Below are 15,427 nucleotides of genomic sequence, written 5' to 3'. Positions count from 1 at the left end.
GCGGCGGAGGTGTTGTGAGTGACACGTACGGCGAGTGCCTTTTGGCTCAATGAATCGGGAAACGGGGAAGTACGGCAGGTCACACTGGCCGAACCCGGTCCCGGTGAGGTCGAGGTGCGCACGCTGTTCTCCGGTGTCAGCCGCGGCACGGAGACCCTCGTGTTCCGCGGTGGCGTGCCGGAGAACCAGCACGAGGTGATGCGCGCACCGTTCCAGGAGGGCGACTTCCCGTGGCCGGTGAAGTACGGCTACCTCAACGTCGGCGTGGTCGAGAACGGCGACCTCCGCGGCCGCACGGTGTTCTGCCTCTATCCACATCAGACTCGGTACGTCGTCCCGGAGAGCTCCGTCACGCCCGTGCCGGAGGCGGTTCCGGCGGAGCGGGCCGTGCTCGCGGGCACCGTCGAGACCGCGGTCAACGCCGTGTGGGACGCGCGGCCGTTGATCGGCGACCGGATCGCGGTGGTCGGCGGCGGCATGGTCGGGTCGAGCATCGCGGCGGTGCTCGCGACGTTCCCCGGAGCGCGGGTCGAGCTCGTGGACGCGGACCCCGGTCGGCAGGCCGTCGCGGCGGCGCTCGGGGTCGGTTTCGCGCTCCCCGGCGACGCGCTCGACGGCTGTGACCTGGTCTTCCACGCCAGTGCGACCGAACAGGGCCTCACCACGGCGTTGAACCTGCTCGCGCCGGAAGGCCGGGTGGTCGAGCTGAGCTGGTACGGCGACCGGAAGATCTCGGTGCCGCTGGGCGAGTTCTTCCACTCCCGCCGGCTCACGATCCGCAGCAGCCAGGTCGGCGCGGTCGGCCGCCCGGACCGCACCTACGCCGAACGCCTGGCGGTCGCGCTCGACCTGCTCGCCGACGACCGGTTCGACGCGCTCATCACGGGCCACAGCGCGTTCGAGGAGCTCCCGGACGTCATGCCGAAGCTCGCGGACGGGGAGATTCCGGCGCTGTGCCACCGGATTGACTACGGTCGGGACCATGTTCCCGAGTGACACCACGGTCGACGTCCGCGGCAAGCGCGTGGCCGTGCTCCCGGTCGGCAGCACCGAGCAGCACGGCCCGCACCTGCCGCTCGCCACGGACTCGGTGATCGCGTGGACCATCGCGTCGGAGATCGCCGCGAGGTACCCCGAGGTGCGGTTGCTGCCGCCGATCCAGTTCTCGTGCTCGCAGGAGCACGCCGACTGGCCGGGGACCGTCAGCATCTCCGCGCGCACGTTGATCTCAGTGGTCGAGGACATCGCGGAGTCCTTGCGCCGCACGGGTGTCACGCACCTGGTGCTCGTCAACGGGCACGGCGGCAACTACGTGCTGTCGAACGTCGTGCAGGAGGGCGAGAACCTGGCGCTCTTCCCCGGACGCGACGACTGGGCGTTCGCGCGGGAGAAGGCGGGCGTCGAGACCTCGGCGTACAGCGACATGCACGCGGGTGAGCTGGAGACCTCGATCCTGCTGCACGCCCACCCCGATCTGATCCGTCCCGGTTACGAGTCCGCCGACCACCTGGCGGAGGACCGGCGGCACATGCTCACCCTGGGTCTGGCGCCGTACACGGAGTCCGGCGTCGTCGGGCGTCCGTCGCTCGCGTCAGCGGGCAAGGGCCAGCTCCTGCTCGCGGGGCTGACCGAGTCCTTCGGCCACTACCTGGGGCTGCTGGGCCTTGCGCCGTGACACGAGCAGCACGACCGCGCCGGGCAGAGCGGCGATGAGCGCCAGCACGCCGTAGACGATGCCCGTGGTGAAGCCCTGCGCGGCACCCAGTCCGGCGGCACCGAACGCCACCGCGAGGAACGCCTCGCGCGGGCCGAACCCGCCGATGTTGACCGGGATCGCCATGATCAGCAGCGCCAGCACGACGACCGGCGCGAGCTGGGTGACCGTGGCGTCGGACCCGGCGGCGCGGGCGGCCACCAGGAACATCGCGACGTAGCCCGCGACCGTGGCGGCCGACAGTCCGAGGACGGCCGGCCAGGTCCGGAACGACAACAGCCGGATGCCGTCGGCGAGGGTGTTGACCAGCACCCGGCGCACCGGCCTGATCTGCCAGCCGACGGCCGCGGCGAGCGCCAGACCGGCGACGACCAGGCCGGCCGTGATGCCGTCCGGCGCGAGGTCGAGGCCGGGCGCGGGGTGCGTGAGCAGCACCGCGAGCCCGATCCCGATGAGCACGACCTGACCCGCCATGCGCTCGAAGAACACGGCGCGCACGCCCCGTCCGACGTCGCCGGACTCGCGGCCGTGGTGGACCGCGCGGTGCACGTCGCCGAGCACGCCCGCGGGCAGCACGGCGTTGACGAGTTGGGCGCGGTAGTAGTCGCCGACCGCGGTGCGCAGGGTCAGCGGCAGGCCGAGGCGGCGCGCGACGAGGACCCAGCGACCCGCGCTGAGCACCGTCGTCACGAGCCCGATCGCCAGTGCGGCGGCGATGGAGAACGCGTCGATCGCGCGCAGTCCGTCGAGGAACGCCCCGGTGCCCAGGCGCAGACCCAGGGCGACCAGGATGCCCACCGCCAGCAGCAGGCGGAGCCACGGCCAGAACTTCTTCATCACACAGCTCCCGGTAGTGCCAGCAGGTCGACGTGGTGGACCACCGCGGAGGCCTCTGACCTGCGACGCAGGTACTCCGAGGCCTCGGCGGCGAGTGCGGGTTCCTGCTCCACCGCGGCGTCGACCCAGCCCTTCAGCCATTCCCGCTGCAGGGCGTCGCCATTCATGCGCCAGGGGCTCTGAGCCGTCCGGACCGACGCTCCCGCCGCCGCGAACGCCTCGCGGGCGGCGGCCGGAGCGTCCGGTCCGAGCAGACGGCGCCCGTCCACGACGCGACGCTGGTGGGCGTTGAACGCGTCCTGGAAGGCGGCGTCGAGCGGCTCGGCCGGGTCGAGTTCGATCCGGCCTGCCACCGAGAGCGTGAACAGTGCGGGCACATGAGCTTCTACGCAGGCCAGTGCCAGAGCGTTCATCTCTTCGGCGGTGAGCAGGTCGAGCAACGCGGAGCACGTGACCAGGTCGGCGCCCGCGAGGTCGGCGGCTTCCAGGGACGTGAGGTCGCCCTCACGCGTCTCGGCGGTGACGTCCGGCAGCGCGCTCATGCTCGCCTCCGCGAGCTCGAGCAGCCGGGGGTCGCGGTCGTGCAGCACCCAGTGCTGCACGCCGCCGAGCCTCCCGGCGAGCCAACGTCCCATCGATCCCGTGCCACACCCGAGGTCACGGATCGTCAGGGGGTTTCGGTTCACCAGAGTTTCGCGGAGGGTGTCCGCGAGCTCGGTCGAGCGCGCCTGTGCGTCGGCGTTCTCCCGCAGTGCCAGCCATTCCGGGGCGAAGGTCATGGCCGGAGCGTAGCCAGCACCCTCCGCAGGTCCTCTGTGGATTGATCCCAAGTGGACAGACGAGCCCGTCGGCCGAGGGCTCGCGCGCGCAGTTCCGAGCGGAAATCCTGATCTTGGAACCAGCGCGTTAACGCAGCTTCCAATGCATATTCGTCCCCAGCTGGAATAAGCAGACCGCCGTCCCCGAGCGCGTCCGGGACGGCGCTCGCGATGACCGGCAGACCGTGTGCGAGGGCCTCGGTGACGACCATGCCGTACGTCTCGGCGCGAGAGGTCAGCACGAACAGGTCGGCGGACGTGTACGCGCTGGTCAGGGCCTCGCCGGCGAGTGGCCCGGGGAAGCTGACGCGGTCGTCGCGCGGCAGTTCGTGCAGGAACGGCCGGTGCGGGCCGACGCACGTCAGCCGCCAGTCGCGGTCGATCCTCCGCAACGCCCTGACCAGCAGGTCGTGGCCTTTGCGGGGTGTGATGGACGCGACGCAGAGCAGGTGGTGGACCCCGTCCGAACCGTGCGCGAGGGGCGCCGGGTCGACGCCGGGGACGACGACGTGGACGCCGGTGAGCCCGTGCCGGCGTTCGATCTCGCGGGCGGCCGTCGGACTGGTCGCGACGACGGCCCGTGCGGCCCGGAGGACCTGCCCTTCGCGGGCGTCGAGGTCCCGCGCGACCGCCGGGTCGAGGCCCGTCTCGTCGGCCAGCGGCAGGTGGACGAGGACGACGATCTTCAGTCTTCGTGTGTGAGGAACGACGATCTCGGGTAGTCCGCAGCTCACGAGACCGTCGAGGAGCACGACGTCTCCGTGCGGGAGGGCCGCAAGCGCTTGCTCCAACGCGGTGGCGTCGGCGGGACGCGGCCAGTCACCAGCGACGAGCACACGGTCCATACCCGCGCTCACGCGCAGGTCGTAGACGTTGCCGCCGCTGGGACTGCCCGGATCCCCGACGTCAGCCGGAAGGACGAAGTGCACGTTCGTAGCTCGCCCAGGCGACGTGCGACTCGTGGAGTGTGACGGCGATCGCATCGATCCCGTGAGCGCCCTCACCGAGAGCGCCCTCGGAGATCTTGTCCGCGAGCTGGTCCGCGATGTGCTTCGCGAGCCACTCTGTGGAGGTGTTGATGCCCGCGAACTGGGGTTCTTCGTCCAGGTTGCGGTAGTTGAACGCAGCCAGGACCTTGTTCAGCTCCTGGGTCGCGAGTCCGATGTCGACGACGATGTTGTCCGAATCGAGCTCAGCCCGTTTGAACGTTGCGTCCACCAGGAACGTTGCTCCATGCAGACGTTGCGCTGGACCGAAGACCTCGCCGCGGAAACTGTGGGCGATCATCACGTGATCGCGGACGGTGATGCTGAACAGGATGACCTCCGCTGTGCGGTCGGGTTACGGTGCGACCTCCATCCGAGCGTAGCTGCACGTTCGGAAGGCGCCTGGCGACAAGGGGACCGGAGATGTTCGAACAGGCCTTCAACGACGAAGACGTGGCAGAGTCCGATCTGGTGACACGCCGTGGCACCTTCAGAGCAGTCGCGTTCCGCGCGGACGGTCACGAGCACATGGCCCTCGTCTACGGCAAGACGAAGCTGCGCGAGAACGTCCTCGTGCGCATCCACTCCGAGTGCATGACCGGCGACATCTTCGCCGCGATGCGCTGCGAGTGCGGCGAACAGCTCGACGCGGCGCTGAACACCATCGTGCGTGAAGGCAGCGGAATCCTCGTGTACCTGCGCGGGCACGAAGGTCGCGGCATCGGCCTGGTGTCGAAGATCCGCACGCACGTGCTGCAGGACCAGGGACTGGACACGTTGGACTCGGCGACGTCGCTCGGCCTGCCGGTCGACGTGCGCGACTACTCCCCCGCCGCCCGCGTGCTGAAGCACCTGCGCGTGCAGTCCGTGCGGCTGATGTCCAACAACCCGGACAAGATCGCGGCGCTGGAGTCGAACGGGATCTCGGTGACCGCGCGCGTGCCGTCGCTGATGACCCCCAACGCGCACAACATCGCGTACCTGACGGCGAAGCGGGACCGGCTCGGCCACGACCTGCCGCAGGTCGACGAGTTCTCGACGCTGCCACACGCTCGCTGACCATTGCTTTCCCAGCATGTGGGGCTCAAAATGCCTTGATGCTGGCGTTGCGGGCAGAGCGTGCGTTCGACGGTGAGAGGTCGATCGCCGGCCCCGTCACGGTCGTCACCGAGGGCGGGAAGATCAAGGCCGTCGAGCACGGCCACCCCGACGTGCCCGGTGCCGAGGTGGTCGATCTCGGCACCGCGACCGTCCTACCCGGACTGGTCGACACCCACGTGCACCTGTGCGGGGACGGCGGGCTCGGCGCGCTCGACCGCCTGCCGTCGTTCACGCCGGAGCACCTGGACTCGGTGATCGAGGAGAGCCTCGACCTCCACCTCCGGGCGGGCGTGACCACCGTGCGGGACCTGGGCGACCGCGCGTGGGCCGTGACGGACCAGCGCGACCGGTTCCGGCAGCGCGTCCTCGCCTCCGGGCCTCCCATCACGAGCCCGCGCGGCCACTGCTGGTCGATGGGCGGTGAGGCGACCGGCGACGAGGAGCTGCGCCGGGCCGTCCGCGAGCGGGCCGAGCGCGGGGTCGACATCGTCAAGATCATGGCCAGCGGCGGGTTCGCCACCCCCGGCACGGTCGTCGACGACTGCCAGTTCACCGAGCACGACCTGCGCGTCGTGGTCGAGGAGGCCCACTCGCTGGGCCTCCCGGTGACCGCGCACGCCCACAGCCTCGCGGCGGTCCGGCACGCCGTGACCGCGGGCGTCGACGGCATCGAGCACTGCACGTGCCTGGCCGGCGGGGCGATGGTGCTCCCCGCCGACCTGATGGACGCGCTGGCGGAGGCCGACATCGCCGTCTGCCACACGCTCGGCTCCACGTCCGAACCGCCGCCGCACATCCAGGAGGCGTTCGACCGCATGGGGATGAGCCTCGCCGCGAAGATCGACGCGGTCGGCCGCATGCACGACCACGGCGTGCGCGCCGTCTCCGGCACCGACGGCGGCATCGCACCGGGCAAGGGGCACGGGATCACCGCCCACGCCCTCGGCAACATGATCGAGGCCGGCCTGCCGAACTCCGTGGTGCTCGCGAGCGCCACCAGTCAGGCGGCGCGGGCGTGCGGCGTGAGCAAGGGCGTGCTGAAGCCCGGCTGGGACGCGGACGTCATCGCCGTGCAGGGGAACCCGATGCGGGACATCACGGCGTTGCACCACGTGACGACCGTGGTGATCGGTGGTCAGATCGCGACGACCGTCTTGCCGACCGACCGCCGCGAGTAGACGTGGTCGATCGCGTCGAGCGCCTCCGAGAGCGGGAAGACCTTGTCCACGGGGGCTTTCACCTTCTCGGCCTCGACCAGTGCGCGCAGCTCGTCGAACACGTCGGCGCACTCGGCGGACATCAGCGGGACGAACTTCTTGGAGGAGAACAGGTTCAGCAGCGGTGAGGCCATCAGCTTGTGGAACCCGCCCGTGATCGCCCCGCCGGTCTCCGCGCCCACGAGCACGATCCGGCCCCGGTCGGTGGTGGCCTTGCGCAGCAGCGAGAACGGCCTGGCGCCGCCGCAGTCCAGGATCAGGTCGTACGTGCCGGTGAAGTCCGCGACGGTGTAGTCGACGACCTCGTCGGCGCCCAGCGACCGCACCAGGTCGACCTTGCGGGTGCTGCACACCCCGGTCACGTGCGCGCCCAGCGCCTTCGCGATCTGCACCCCGTACGAGCCGACGCCACCGCCCGCGCCGAGCACCAGAACCCGTTGCCCCGGCTGGACTCCGCGCAGCCCCTGCAACGCGGTGGCGCCCGAGATGGGCACCGCGGCCGCCTCGGTGAACGAGGTGTTCCGCGGCTTGCGCGCCAGCCGGGAGACCGGCGCGACGGCGTGCTCGGCGAACGACCCCTCGCACGTGCCGAACACCTCGTCGCCGACCTCGAACCCGGTGACACCGGGGCCGACCTCCGTCACGACGCCGGCGACGTCCCGTCCCGGCACGACCGACTTCGGCGCGCGGAACCCGAAACCGAGGATCCGCAACAGGTACGGCCTGCCGGTGAGGATGTGCCAGACGCCCATGTCGACGCCCGCCGCCCGCACCTCCAGCAGAACCTCGCCCTTCCCAGGCACAGGCACATCGAGGTCACCGAGCACCGCCGATCCGTATCTTCGTTGCACGACAGCCTTCACAGCTCTTCCTCCTCCGGGTAGTGGAAAACGTCCTCCAGCGGCACCTGGAACACGCGGGCGATCTTGAAAGCCACCTCGAGAGACGGTGAGTACCTGCCCTGCTCGATGGCGATCAACGTCTGCCGCGTCACGCCGATGGCCGCGGCGAGATCGGCCTGCTTCATCTCGTCGCGCGCGAACCGCAGCGCACGGATGGAGTTCGTGACTTTCGTGGGCTTCACACCGTTCCCCGCTGGTAGAACGCGATCTTCGCCAGCGAACCGAGCACCGCGGACAGCACGAAGCCCAGGTACAGCACGTTGGCGATCCAGAAGTGCGGCGCCTCGAACATGGCGAGCGCCATCGCGGCGATACCGCCGATGACGACGAACGACTGGCCGATCTGGTCGCTGAAGCGGCCGATCTCGCGGTCGCGCTCGTCGGCCTGCAGCCCGTCGTGGCGCGACGCGATGCCGAACCAGATCCCGGACACGATGCCCGCGACGATGCCGAACCCAATCGTCCACAGCATCGCGCCGACGTACGGCGCCTCGACGAGCGGACGGCCGTCAACTCCGTTCAGGACAAGTAAGACGTACACGGCATATCCCACCGCCGAGATGACCGCCAGTGCCCACGCCCGCTTCTCCTCGAACGCCATGGTCCCGCTCCTGATGTCAAAGAAACCTGACATCACCAAGGTAAAACGAACCAGACACCGTGTCAAACATCTTTGACTCGACCAGGCCGTGACCGGCCCGTGACCAACGCGTCCGTATGGCGGTCGACCGCATCCGATCGGACCCGTTAGCGTGCCGCTCATGCTCCGTCCGATTCTCGTTGCGTGCGCGCTTGCCCTCACGGCGTGCGGGCACGCGGTGACGGCGGAACCACCCGCCGCCGCACGCACCCACACCCCCGCGGCGGCACCTCTCGTCGCCACGCCGGAGGTCTGCCCGCTCCCCGACAGCGGGTTCGAGTGCGACTTCCAGAAGCGGATCAAGGCCGCTCAGGACTACGCCGAGACACGGCCGGGGACCACGGGTTTCGTGCTGCGCGACCGCAAGTCCGGCGCGGTCTGGCGCAACGACCACGCGGGCGACATGACGTGGACGGCCTCGACGATCAAGCTCGCGATGGTGGTGAACCTCCTGGAGCGCCAGCGCACCGGCAAGATCAAGCTCAGCGCGGACGACCGCAGCCTGATGAACGCGATGCTGCACACGTCCGACGACGACGCGGCCGACTCGTTGTGGCGCAAGTACACCGGCGCGACGTTCAACGCGGCGTTCCCGAAGTACGGAATGACCGATTTGGTGCCACAAAAGGGATACACGTCGGCGTTCCCGTACTGGGGCTTCGAGAAGTGCACGGCGAACGACCTCGACCGCCTGATGAACTACGTCCTCGACTCGGTGCCGGCGGACGACCGCGAGTACATCCTCGGGCAGATGCGTCAGGTCGGACCCGTCCAGCAGTGGGGCGTGTGGGGCCCGGACTCCGGCGCGAAGAACGGCTGGTCCGAAGAGGACGGTGGCTGGGTGATGAACTCGGTCGGGTTCGTCGGCCAGGACCAGCGGTACACGCTCGCGATCATGAACAACCTCAAGGGCGAGGGCGCGTACGACGAGGGGCGCGCGACCGACACCGAGATCACGCGCATCCTGTTCCGCTGAACGTCAGCGGGGTGTCCGGGAGCACGCGCGACAGCACGCAGGCCCGCGAGCGTGCGTCGTCAGCCCTGAATCGACTCCCACAGGCACAGCACGCTGCCCTCGCTGTCCTTCACGTACTGCGAGAACCCGTGGTCGCCAACGCGTTCCTTGGCGTTGAGCAGCACGCCCCCGGCCTCCTCGACCTTGCGCGCCACCACGTCGATGCTCGGCACCTCCACGATCAGCACGGGCCCCTGCACGAACTCGGTGCGCGGCGAGATCCCGCCGTCGGCGTCCGCGACGTCGACCGGCTTCCCACCGGCGTCGACCAGCACGTAGTCGAACGGCAGCTGAAGCGCCGACCAGCCGAACACGTCGCGGTAGAAGGCCGTGGCCCGCGCCAGGTCGTCCGCGGGCAGCTCGAACTTGACCCGCCTCATCGCGCGAGGTCCGGGACCTGGGCGACGAGCTCCTCCGGCGCCGACAACCGCCAGGCCTCGAACACCAGCTCCGCCAGCTCGTCGGCGTCGACGCCTTCGAGGTGCACCACGACCCAGCCGAAGCCCCCGGCCGTGAACTGCTCCTCGAACACCTCGGGCCGCTCCGCCACCAGCGCCTGCTGCTCGGACAGCGTCTGCTTCAGCCCGACCGTCTGCGTGCGCGGCCAGTAGTACCCGAAGACCTTGCCGCGCACGCGGAACGTGTCGTACTGCTGACCGGACGAGCGCTGCACCTCCGCGAGCCCGTCCACCATCTCGAAGAGCTGCTTGTTCGTAGTCGCCACCACCGACCCCCAAAGCCGAAGAGCGGAAAGTATAAATCCGGCTTTCAGGACGCGGCCGCACCGAGCCGCCGCACTTGGTCGGCCACCAGCGCGGCGTGCGACAGCGGCGTGCTCAGGTCGTCGACCTCCCCGTTCGTCGTGTAGTCGAGCAACACCACGTCAGCGGACTCCGCGAGCGCGTGCAACCGCTCCACCTCGGCCCGCAGCCGGTGCTCCAGAACCCAGCGGTAGGCAGGTAAGTAGATCTCCAGCCGCGCCGTGCGGTAGTCGAGCAACCGGTCACCGGTCAGCCCCGCGCGGTGCCCGCGAACCGGCCCGAACCGGCGGACCGTGCGCTTCAGGCCCTTCATCGACGTGACCGCGAGCTTCGACGCGTCGACATCGGCCGACTCGAAGACCTTCAGCGCCTGCCACAGGCCCTCGACGGACTCGCTCGTGACGCCCGGCGACAGCGGCACCGGGATCCCGCCGTGCGGGAAGAACGGGCTGAAGCGCACCCACGGCTCCGGGCCGCGGGAGGTCACGTCGAGGACGAGCGCGTCCGGGCGCTTCAGCTTGCGCCGCTTGCTCGCGACTTCGATGGGCATGGTCCGAGGATGGCAGGAGGGTCTGACAATTCCGGGCCGCTCGGCGGGGTCAGAACCGGGTGAGCTCGTAGAGCTGGGCGCCGTTCGCCCCGTAGACGACCGCGTGGTCGGCCCGGTCGAAGGCGATCTTGAAGGTCGCCTGGTTGGGTCCCTGCTTCACGAGCAGCGAGTGGCGGTTCTGGTCGTCGGGCGCGGTGGACAGCGTGCAGGTCATCGGGCCGCCGATGTCGAGCGGCTTGCCCTGGTGGTAGTAGAAGCCCTCGCACTGCGCGCCGTTGCCGCCGAACGTCTTCGTGCCGGTGCCGTCCGACGCGGTCCAGGTCCCGACGGCGGTCTGCGTCACGTCGGTGCCACCGGCGGCGCCGTCGTCGCCGCTCAGGTTGACGACCACGGCCCGTCCCACCAGGAACAGCGCGACGATCGCCACCGCCGCGACCAGGATGCCGCCGTAGTTGGTCTTCTTGCGGTTGTCGGTGTTGTTGCTGCCGCTGACGTTGCCGCCCGCGATGACGCCGTTGCTCGCGTTGATCGAGCCGCCCGCGGAGACGCTCGAGCCCGCTCGCTCGTCGCGCGGAGGCATTCCGGACTGTGGCTGCACGTTCGTCTCCCTCAGGTCGGCCAGTGCCCGGCACTCCACCACCGGAGGTGGGCGCGGGACGGCCGTTGTGCGTCACGTGCGGCACAGACGCGGCATTTCGTTATAGCCCGATCTGCCTCTTCAGCTCCGCGAGATCGCGAATCGAGATGCGCGCGCGGTCGACCGACACGAGGTTATTCCGCTTGAGTTGTGCCAATGCGCGACCGACCGAGGAACGGGAGATGTCCAGTTCTCTGGCCAATTCCTCCTGCGACCCGATGTGAATCACCGGACCGGCCGCGGCGCGGCCGACCAGGAATCGCCGCACCTTGTCGGCGGCGCCACCGCCCCGTTCCAGCAGACTGGCGTCGGATTCGCGCAGCCGTTTCGACACGACCGCGCCGAGAAGGCGCAGGACGCCCGGATGTTCGGCGACGACCCGGTCGAACTGTTCTCCGGTCAGGACGAGCGCGCGCACGTTCGTGACGGCCACGACCGTGGCGGATCTGACCCCGTTGTCGAGAAATGCCTGCTCACCGATGATGTCACCGGCGAACCGCGTCGCGACGACCCGTTCACCGTCCTCGCCCAGCACTCGAACCCGGCCGCTGAGCACGACCGCCACGCACGATCCCGTTGCCGCCGCCCTGATCAGCGTGTTCTGCCGGGTGAAGGGCCGCACCTCCCCCACGTCGGCGAGCTTCCTCCGCTCCTCCGGGGAGAGGAGGCACCAGAAGCTGTCCGGACGCTGTTCCCTCGTGACGACGTCCAATGCGAGCCCACGCATGTCCACTTCTTTCCTCAGCGGGCGAACTCGCATGCACATCGCTCGCCGCAGCCGAAACGCAACGGGGAACCTCGGGCATTCATTCGACAGGAGCAGTGCGGTCACATCTTGCTCGATCCGAGCGATGACTGGGATTGCCGCATCCGACGAAGGTCAGGACCGAACATGACAACCACCCAAGTCCTCGCCTCGGTGACCAGGGAACACCGTAAAGGAAGTTTCTGGCGTCGTCTCACCGAGACCGAGAGAACCGCGTTCGCGACGAACGCCCGATTCCGCTGTTTCGCCAGGGGCGCGGAGCTGATCTCCGCCGACGACCGCACCCGGTGGGCGGCCATCATCTACAGCGGACGTGTCCGAATCCTCGGTGAGGGAGGGAGAGCGGTCGCGACGCGGTGGGCCGGCGACATCGTCGGCGAGCAGGCCGTGATCGACGCGGGGGCGCGGCCGGGCGCTGTCGTCGCCGACACGAAGGTCAGGGCGATCCTGCTCGGCAAGCACGAGCTGGACGGTCTCTTCGCGAGGTACCCGCACGTGGTGCTGACGTTGTGCGCGGTGGTGTCCGAACGCCTGCGCGAGGCCGACGAGTTGCTGGAGAGCCAGGCGAACGACGCCTTCACCCGCGTCGTCGACTCGTTGGTGCGGCTCGCGGAGGAGTTCCGCGGTGACGAGCACGGCAGGCTGAGGATCCCCATCGGATCGCAGTCCGCACTCGCCGAACAACTGAGACTGTCCCGTGAGTCGGTCGTGCGCGCGTTGCGCACGCTGCGCGCGCAACGTCTCATCTCGACTGATCGTCGAGGTGTCGTCGTGGTGCACGACTTGGCTGCTCTCCGTGCGACATAACGGTTCGTGGCCGCTGTGCCGCATGTGACGCAGACGGCGCGAAAAGCGCCGGAGGCGGTGCTGCACTGGCCGGCATGGATCCCTTGCCCGGCTTGGTGCTCACCCTCGACGTCCGGTCCTTCAGCGGCCTGAGCAACACGTCCATGCTCACGACGCGGAAGTCGTTGTACCGCATCGTGATCGAGTCGTTCGGCGCGGGCGGCGTGCGCTGGAACGACTGCGCGCACGAGGACCGCGGGGACGGAATCCTCGTCGTCGTACCGGCGACGGTGCCGAAGACCGCGGTGCTGGGCCCCGTCCTCACCGAACTGATGCGCCGCGTCGGGGAGGCGCCTGCGAACCCCGACGGGACCGGGATGGAGGTCCGCGTCGCCGCCCACGGCGGTGAGATCCACCGCGACGTCAAGGGGTTCGCCGGCTCGGACGTGATCCTGCCGTTCCGGCTGCTCGACTCGCAGGTGCTGCGCGACGCCCTGGCCGGGACGACCGCCCGCTGCGTCGTGATGGTCTCGGACTCCCTGTACGAGAGCACCGTGCGGCACGACTACCCCGGGATGGCCGGCCGCGTGTTCCAGCCCGTCGAGGTTCGGGTGAAGGAGACGACCGTGCGGGCCTGGCTGCACGTGCCCGGAGGCGTCGCCGCACGGCCCGCCGCGACGTCACCCGAACAGCCCGAGCCGCACCAGCCGGCGTCCCATCACCACGGCGCCCACATCAGCGCGGGCGGTGACATCCGGGTCGACAACGGCGTCCTCGCCGGAGGCGACGTGATCACGACAGAACGCCACCACCTCCCGTGGTGGCGCCGACGGAAAGGATGACCGATGAGAAGACTGCTGGCGCTGGGTTTCGTGATCGCGCTGACCGCGTCCGGCTGCGGCCTGCTCGACAGCAAGCACGAGGTCGGCGAGTGCGTGCGCACCCGAGTGGCACTCGGCGGCACCGACATCACCTCCGCCGACTGCCCCGCGAAGGGCTTCGACGAGAAGTCCTTCACGGACCCGGTGTACAAGATCACGGCCGTGCTCGAGTACGAGCAGTCCTGCCCGAGCGGCCGGTCCTTCGGCGGCATCGAGCTCAAGCACGAGCCCGACGACGCCGTCTACTGCCTGTCCCCGGCGGCGGGCCTGTGAAGAAGATCGCGACGACCGCCGTCGACCTGGTGCGGCGCCTGGAGCTCAGGCAGCTGCACCAGCCCGACGAGGTGAACCGCGCCCAGGCGCTGCAGGCCCTCTTCGCGCGGTACGACCTCCGCGGCCCGGACCCGCAGGTCCTGGTCGGCGAGGTGACCGTCCTGCTGGAGGAGGACCAGAACTTCCGCCGCTCCGTCACCGCACAGCTGCCGGCGTTCCACGGCACCACGATCTCCGCCGGTGGCTCCATCAGCGTGACCGACGGCATCATCGCCGGTGGCGACGTGCGGGACAGCCACAACACCCACAACAACAAGAAGACCAACTACGGCGGCATCCTGGTCGCCGGGGTGGCGGTGGTGGCCCTCTTCCTGGCCGGACGCGCGGTGGTCAACGTGATCGCCGAGATCCCGGCGGACCCCGGTGGCGGAGGCGCCGCGGTGCTCACCGGGTCCCACACGTGCCGCGACTTCCTCGCGGCCGACCAGTCCACCCAGCTCGCGACGCTGAAGCGCATCTACCTCGACGCGGGCGACGCGGAGCGCGCGGGCGACCCGTTCATCCTGCAGAACGGTCAGTACACGTGCGGGCAGGCACCGAACATGAAGCTCGCGAACCTGGCGAGGCGCTAACGATGATGACTCACTGAAGGCACGGGCGTGCCACGAGATCCGCTCGGCACGCGGCTGCGCTGGGTCAGCACGACGCAGACGAGCACGACGGCCGCGGTCGCGAGGGCGGGCCAGCCGACCGGCTCGCCCAGCACGAGGGCCGACCACAGCAGCGTCAGGACCGGTTGGGCCAGCTGGATCTGGCCGATCTTGGCGACGCCGCCCGCGGCGAGACCCGCGTACCAGGCGAAGAAACCCAGGAACATCGAGATCAGGGAGACGTAGCCGAAGCTGAGCCACACGACGCCGTCGGCGCGGGAGAAGTCCGCGGTGTACAAGGAGATCGGGAGCGTCACCGGCAGCGAGACGACGAGCGCCCAGCAGACCGTTCTCGCCCCACCCAGTTCGCGGGAGAGCGCGCCGCCCTCGGCGTAACCCAGGCCGCACAACACGACGGCGACGAACAGGTAGAGGTCCGCGAGGCCCAGCGAGCCGGAGAAACCGCCGCCGGTGGCGACGAAACCGAGTACCGCGAGCAGGCCGGCGCCGCTGGCGAGCCAGAAGCGGAGCGGTGGCCTTTCGGAGGCGCGCAGGACGGCCCAGATCGCGGTGGACATGGGCAGGACGGCGATCACGACGGCGCCGTGGGCCGAGGTCTGCGTGGTGAGGGCCAACGAGGTGAAGAGCGGGAAGCCGATCACGATGCCGAGGGCGACGACGACCAGCCGGCGGAGCTGCGTCACCGACGGCCGTGGGGCTCGCGACAACGCGAGGTAGGCGATCGCCAGGATGCCCGCCACCAGCGCGCGTCCGAACGCGACGAACCACGGGTCCAGTCCTGCCACGGCGAGGCGGGTGGCGGGCAGCGAGAAGCTGAAACCCAGGACGCCGAGCGCGCCGAGTGTTACCCCCGCCGGCACGATAACGTTACT

At 69.7% G+C, this 15,427-nt stretch carries 22 protein-coding genes; 9 read left to right on the top strand and 13 right to left on the bottom strand.

From position 1 onward, the window contains the following. Window positions 1-18: 18 nt before the first annotated feature. Complete coding sequence (locus ABZX02_RS15760; protein WP_355298662.1) at window positions 19-996, top strand: zinc-binding alcohol dehydrogenase; 978 nt, start codon at window positions 19-21, stop codon at window positions 994-996. Then, window positions 983-1,675: a creatininase family protein gene (locus ABZX02_RS15755; protein ID WP_355298660.1), complete on the top strand. Its 693-nt coding sequence runs from the start codon at window positions 983-985 to the stop codon at window positions 1,673-1,675. Before ABZX02_RS15760 ends, ABZX02_RS15755 begins: the two co-directional genes overlap by 14 nt. Here the strand turns inward: ABZX02_RS15755 and ABZX02_RS15750 are convergent. The 4 genes from ABZX02_RS15750 to ABZX02_RS15735 are packed head-to-tail and all read right to left on the bottom strand — an operon-like array spanning window position 1,592 to window position 4,686. Then, window positions 1,592-2,551: a lysylphosphatidylglycerol synthase transmembrane domain-containing protein gene (locus ABZX02_RS15750; RefSeq protein ID WP_355298659.1), complete on the bottom strand. Its 960-nt coding sequence runs from the start codon at window positions 2,549-2,551 to the stop codon at window positions 1,592-1,594. The genes ABZX02_RS15755 and ABZX02_RS15750 overlap by 84 nt on opposite strands. Continuing rightward, window positions 2,551-3,330 (bottom strand): class I SAM-dependent methyltransferase, encoded by a 780-nt coding sequence (locus ABZX02_RS15745; protein WP_355298657.1) that lies wholly within the window; start codon window positions 3,328-3,330, stop codon window positions 2,551-2,553. The genes ABZX02_RS15750 and ABZX02_RS15745 overlap by 1 nt, the downstream gene beginning before the upstream one ends. After that, window positions 3,327-4,298 carry a glycosyltransferase family 4 protein gene (locus ABZX02_RS15740; protein ID WP_355298655.1) on the bottom strand — a complete coding sequence of 324 codons (972 nt, stop codon included), beginning with the start codon at window positions 4,296-4,298 and terminating at the stop codon, window positions 3,327-3,329. Before ABZX02_RS15740 ends, ABZX02_RS15745 begins: the two co-directional genes overlap by 4 nt. After that, a complete protein-coding gene (locus tag ABZX02_RS15735; protein WP_355299137.1) occupies window positions 4,276-4,686 on the bottom strand; it encodes a 6-carboxytetrahydropterin synthase in 411 nt (136 codons plus the stop codon). Before ABZX02_RS15735 ends, ABZX02_RS15740 begins: the two co-directional genes overlap by 23 nt. Window positions 4,687-4,778: 92 nt before the next feature. Here ABZX02_RS15735 and ribA point away from each other — a divergent pair, with 92 nt between their 5' ends. Beyond that, window positions 4,779-5,414 (top strand): GTP cyclohydrolase II, encoded by a 636-nt coding sequence (gene ribA / locus ABZX02_RS15730; RefSeq protein WP_355298653.1) that lies wholly within the window; start codon window positions 4,779-4,781, stop codon window positions 5,412-5,414. Window positions 5,415-5,452: 38 nt separating this feature from the next. Next, entirely contained in the window at window positions 5,453-6,634 is a 1,182-nt protein-coding gene (locus ABZX02_RS15725; RefSeq protein WP_355298651.1) for an amidohydrolase family protein, read from the top strand. On the opposite strand, the gene ABZX02_RS15720 is transcribed toward ABZX02_RS15725, so the two are convergent. From ABZX02_RS15720 to ABZX02_RS15710, 3 genes are read right to left on the bottom strand one after another with little or no spacing between them, the layout of a single operon-like run. Next, window positions 6,592-7,536, bottom strand: coding sequence for an NAD(P)-dependent alcohol dehydrogenase (locus ABZX02_RS15720; protein ID WP_355298649.1), 945 nt, complete (start codon window positions 7,534-7,536; stop codon window positions 6,592-6,594). The genes ABZX02_RS15725 and ABZX02_RS15720 overlap by 43 nt on opposite strands. Next, window positions 7,533-7,700 carry a helix-turn-helix transcriptional regulator gene (locus ABZX02_RS15715; RefSeq protein WP_355299136.1) on the bottom strand — a complete coding sequence of 56 codons (168 nt, stop codon included), beginning with the start codon at window positions 7,698-7,700 and terminating at the stop codon, window positions 7,533-7,535. Before ABZX02_RS15715 ends, ABZX02_RS15720 begins: the two co-directional genes overlap by 4 nt. Before the next feature lie 53 nt (window positions 7,701-7,753). After that, window positions 7,754-8,176: a hypothetical protein gene (locus ABZX02_RS15710; protein WP_355298648.1), complete on the bottom strand. Its 423-nt coding sequence runs from the start codon at window positions 8,174-8,176 to the stop codon at window positions 7,754-7,756. 160 nt (window positions 8,177-8,336) lie between these two features. Here ABZX02_RS15710 and ABZX02_RS15705 point away from each other — a divergent pair, with 160 nt between their 5' ends. Continuing rightward, window positions 8,337-9,191, top strand: coding sequence for a tat pathway signal sequence (locus ABZX02_RS15705; RefSeq protein WP_355298646.1), 855 nt, complete (start codon window positions 8,337-8,339; stop codon window positions 9,189-9,191). A 59-nt stretch (window positions 9,192-9,250) separates the two neighbouring features. Here the strand turns inward: ABZX02_RS15705 and ABZX02_RS15700 are convergent, their stop codons facing one another. The 5 genes from ABZX02_RS15700 to ABZX02_RS15680 form a co-directional block, all read right to left on the bottom strand. Beyond that, window positions 9,251-9,610 (bottom strand): VOC family protein, encoded by a 360-nt coding sequence (locus tag ABZX02_RS15700; RefSeq protein ID WP_355298645.1) that lies wholly within the window; start codon window positions 9,608-9,610, stop codon window positions 9,251-9,253. Further along, a complete protein-coding gene (locus tag ABZX02_RS15695) occupies window positions 9,607-9,924 on the bottom strand; it encodes an MmcQ/YjbR family DNA-binding protein (RefSeq protein ID WP_355299134.1) in 318 nt (105 codons plus the stop codon). The genes ABZX02_RS15700 and ABZX02_RS15695 overlap by 4 nt, the downstream gene beginning before the upstream one ends. 74 nt (window positions 9,925-9,998) lie before the next feature. Further along, window positions 9,999-10,541 (bottom strand): hypothetical protein, encoded by a 543-nt coding sequence (locus ABZX02_RS15690; RefSeq protein ID WP_355298643.1) that lies wholly within the window; start codon window positions 10,539-10,541, stop codon window positions 9,999-10,001. Between the two features lie 49 nt (window positions 10,542-10,590). Next, window positions 10,591-11,139, bottom strand: a complete 549-nt coding sequence (locus ABZX02_RS15685; RefSeq protein ID WP_355298641.1) for a hypothetical protein — start codon at window positions 11,137-11,139, stop codon at window positions 10,591-10,593. Window positions 11,140-11,239: 100 nt separating this feature from the next. Further along, complete coding sequence (locus ABZX02_RS15680; protein ID WP_355298640.1) at window positions 11,240-12,010, bottom strand: Crp/Fnr family transcriptional regulator; 771 nt, start codon at window positions 12,008-12,010, stop codon at window positions 11,240-11,242. 60 nt (window positions 12,011-12,070) lie between these two features. Between ABZX02_RS15680 and ABZX02_RS15675 the strand changes: the two genes are divergently transcribed. The 4 genes from ABZX02_RS15675 (at window position 12,071) to ABZX02_RS15660 (ending at window position 14,516) form a co-directional block, all read left to right on the top strand. Beyond that, on the top strand, window positions 12,071-12,751 hold the full coding sequence (locus ABZX02_RS15675; protein WP_355298638.1) for a Crp/Fnr family transcriptional regulator: 681 nt from the start codon (window positions 12,071-12,073) through the stop codon (window positions 12,749-12,751). Window positions 12,752-12,825: 74 nt separating this feature from the next. After that, on the top strand, window positions 12,826-13,572 hold the full coding sequence (locus tag ABZX02_RS15670) for a hypothetical protein (protein WP_355298637.1): 747 nt from the start codon (window positions 12,826-12,828) through the stop codon (window positions 13,570-13,572). Window positions 13,573-13,575: 3 nt separating this feature from the next. Further along, window positions 13,576-13,884, top strand: coding sequence for a hypothetical protein (locus tag ABZX02_RS15665; protein WP_355298635.1), 309 nt, complete (start codon window positions 13,576-13,578; stop codon window positions 13,882-13,884). Beyond that, complete coding sequence (locus ABZX02_RS15660) at window positions 13,881-14,516, top strand: hypothetical protein (RefSeq protein ID WP_355298633.1); 636 nt, start codon at window positions 13,881-13,883, stop codon at window positions 14,514-14,516. The genes ABZX02_RS15665 and ABZX02_RS15660 overlap by 4 nt, the downstream gene beginning before the upstream one ends. Here ABZX02_RS15660 and ABZX02_RS15655 read toward each other — a convergent pair. Then, on the bottom strand, window positions 14,513-15,415 hold the full coding sequence (locus ABZX02_RS15655; protein WP_355298631.1) for a DMT family transporter: 903 nt from the start codon (window positions 15,413-15,415) through the stop codon (window positions 14,513-14,515). The two genes, ABZX02_RS15660 and ABZX02_RS15655, sit on opposite strands and share 4 nt — an antisense overlap. Window positions 15,416-15,427 lie beyond the last annotated feature (12 nt).

Source organism: Lentzea sp. NPDC003310, assembly GCF_040610935.1.
Lineage (GTDB): Bacteria > Actinomycetota > Actinomycetes > Mycobacteriales > Pseudonocardiaceae > Lentzea.
The sequence above is the reverse complement of the archived record's forward strand: the minus strand, read 5'-3'. Positions and strand labels throughout refer to the sequence as shown.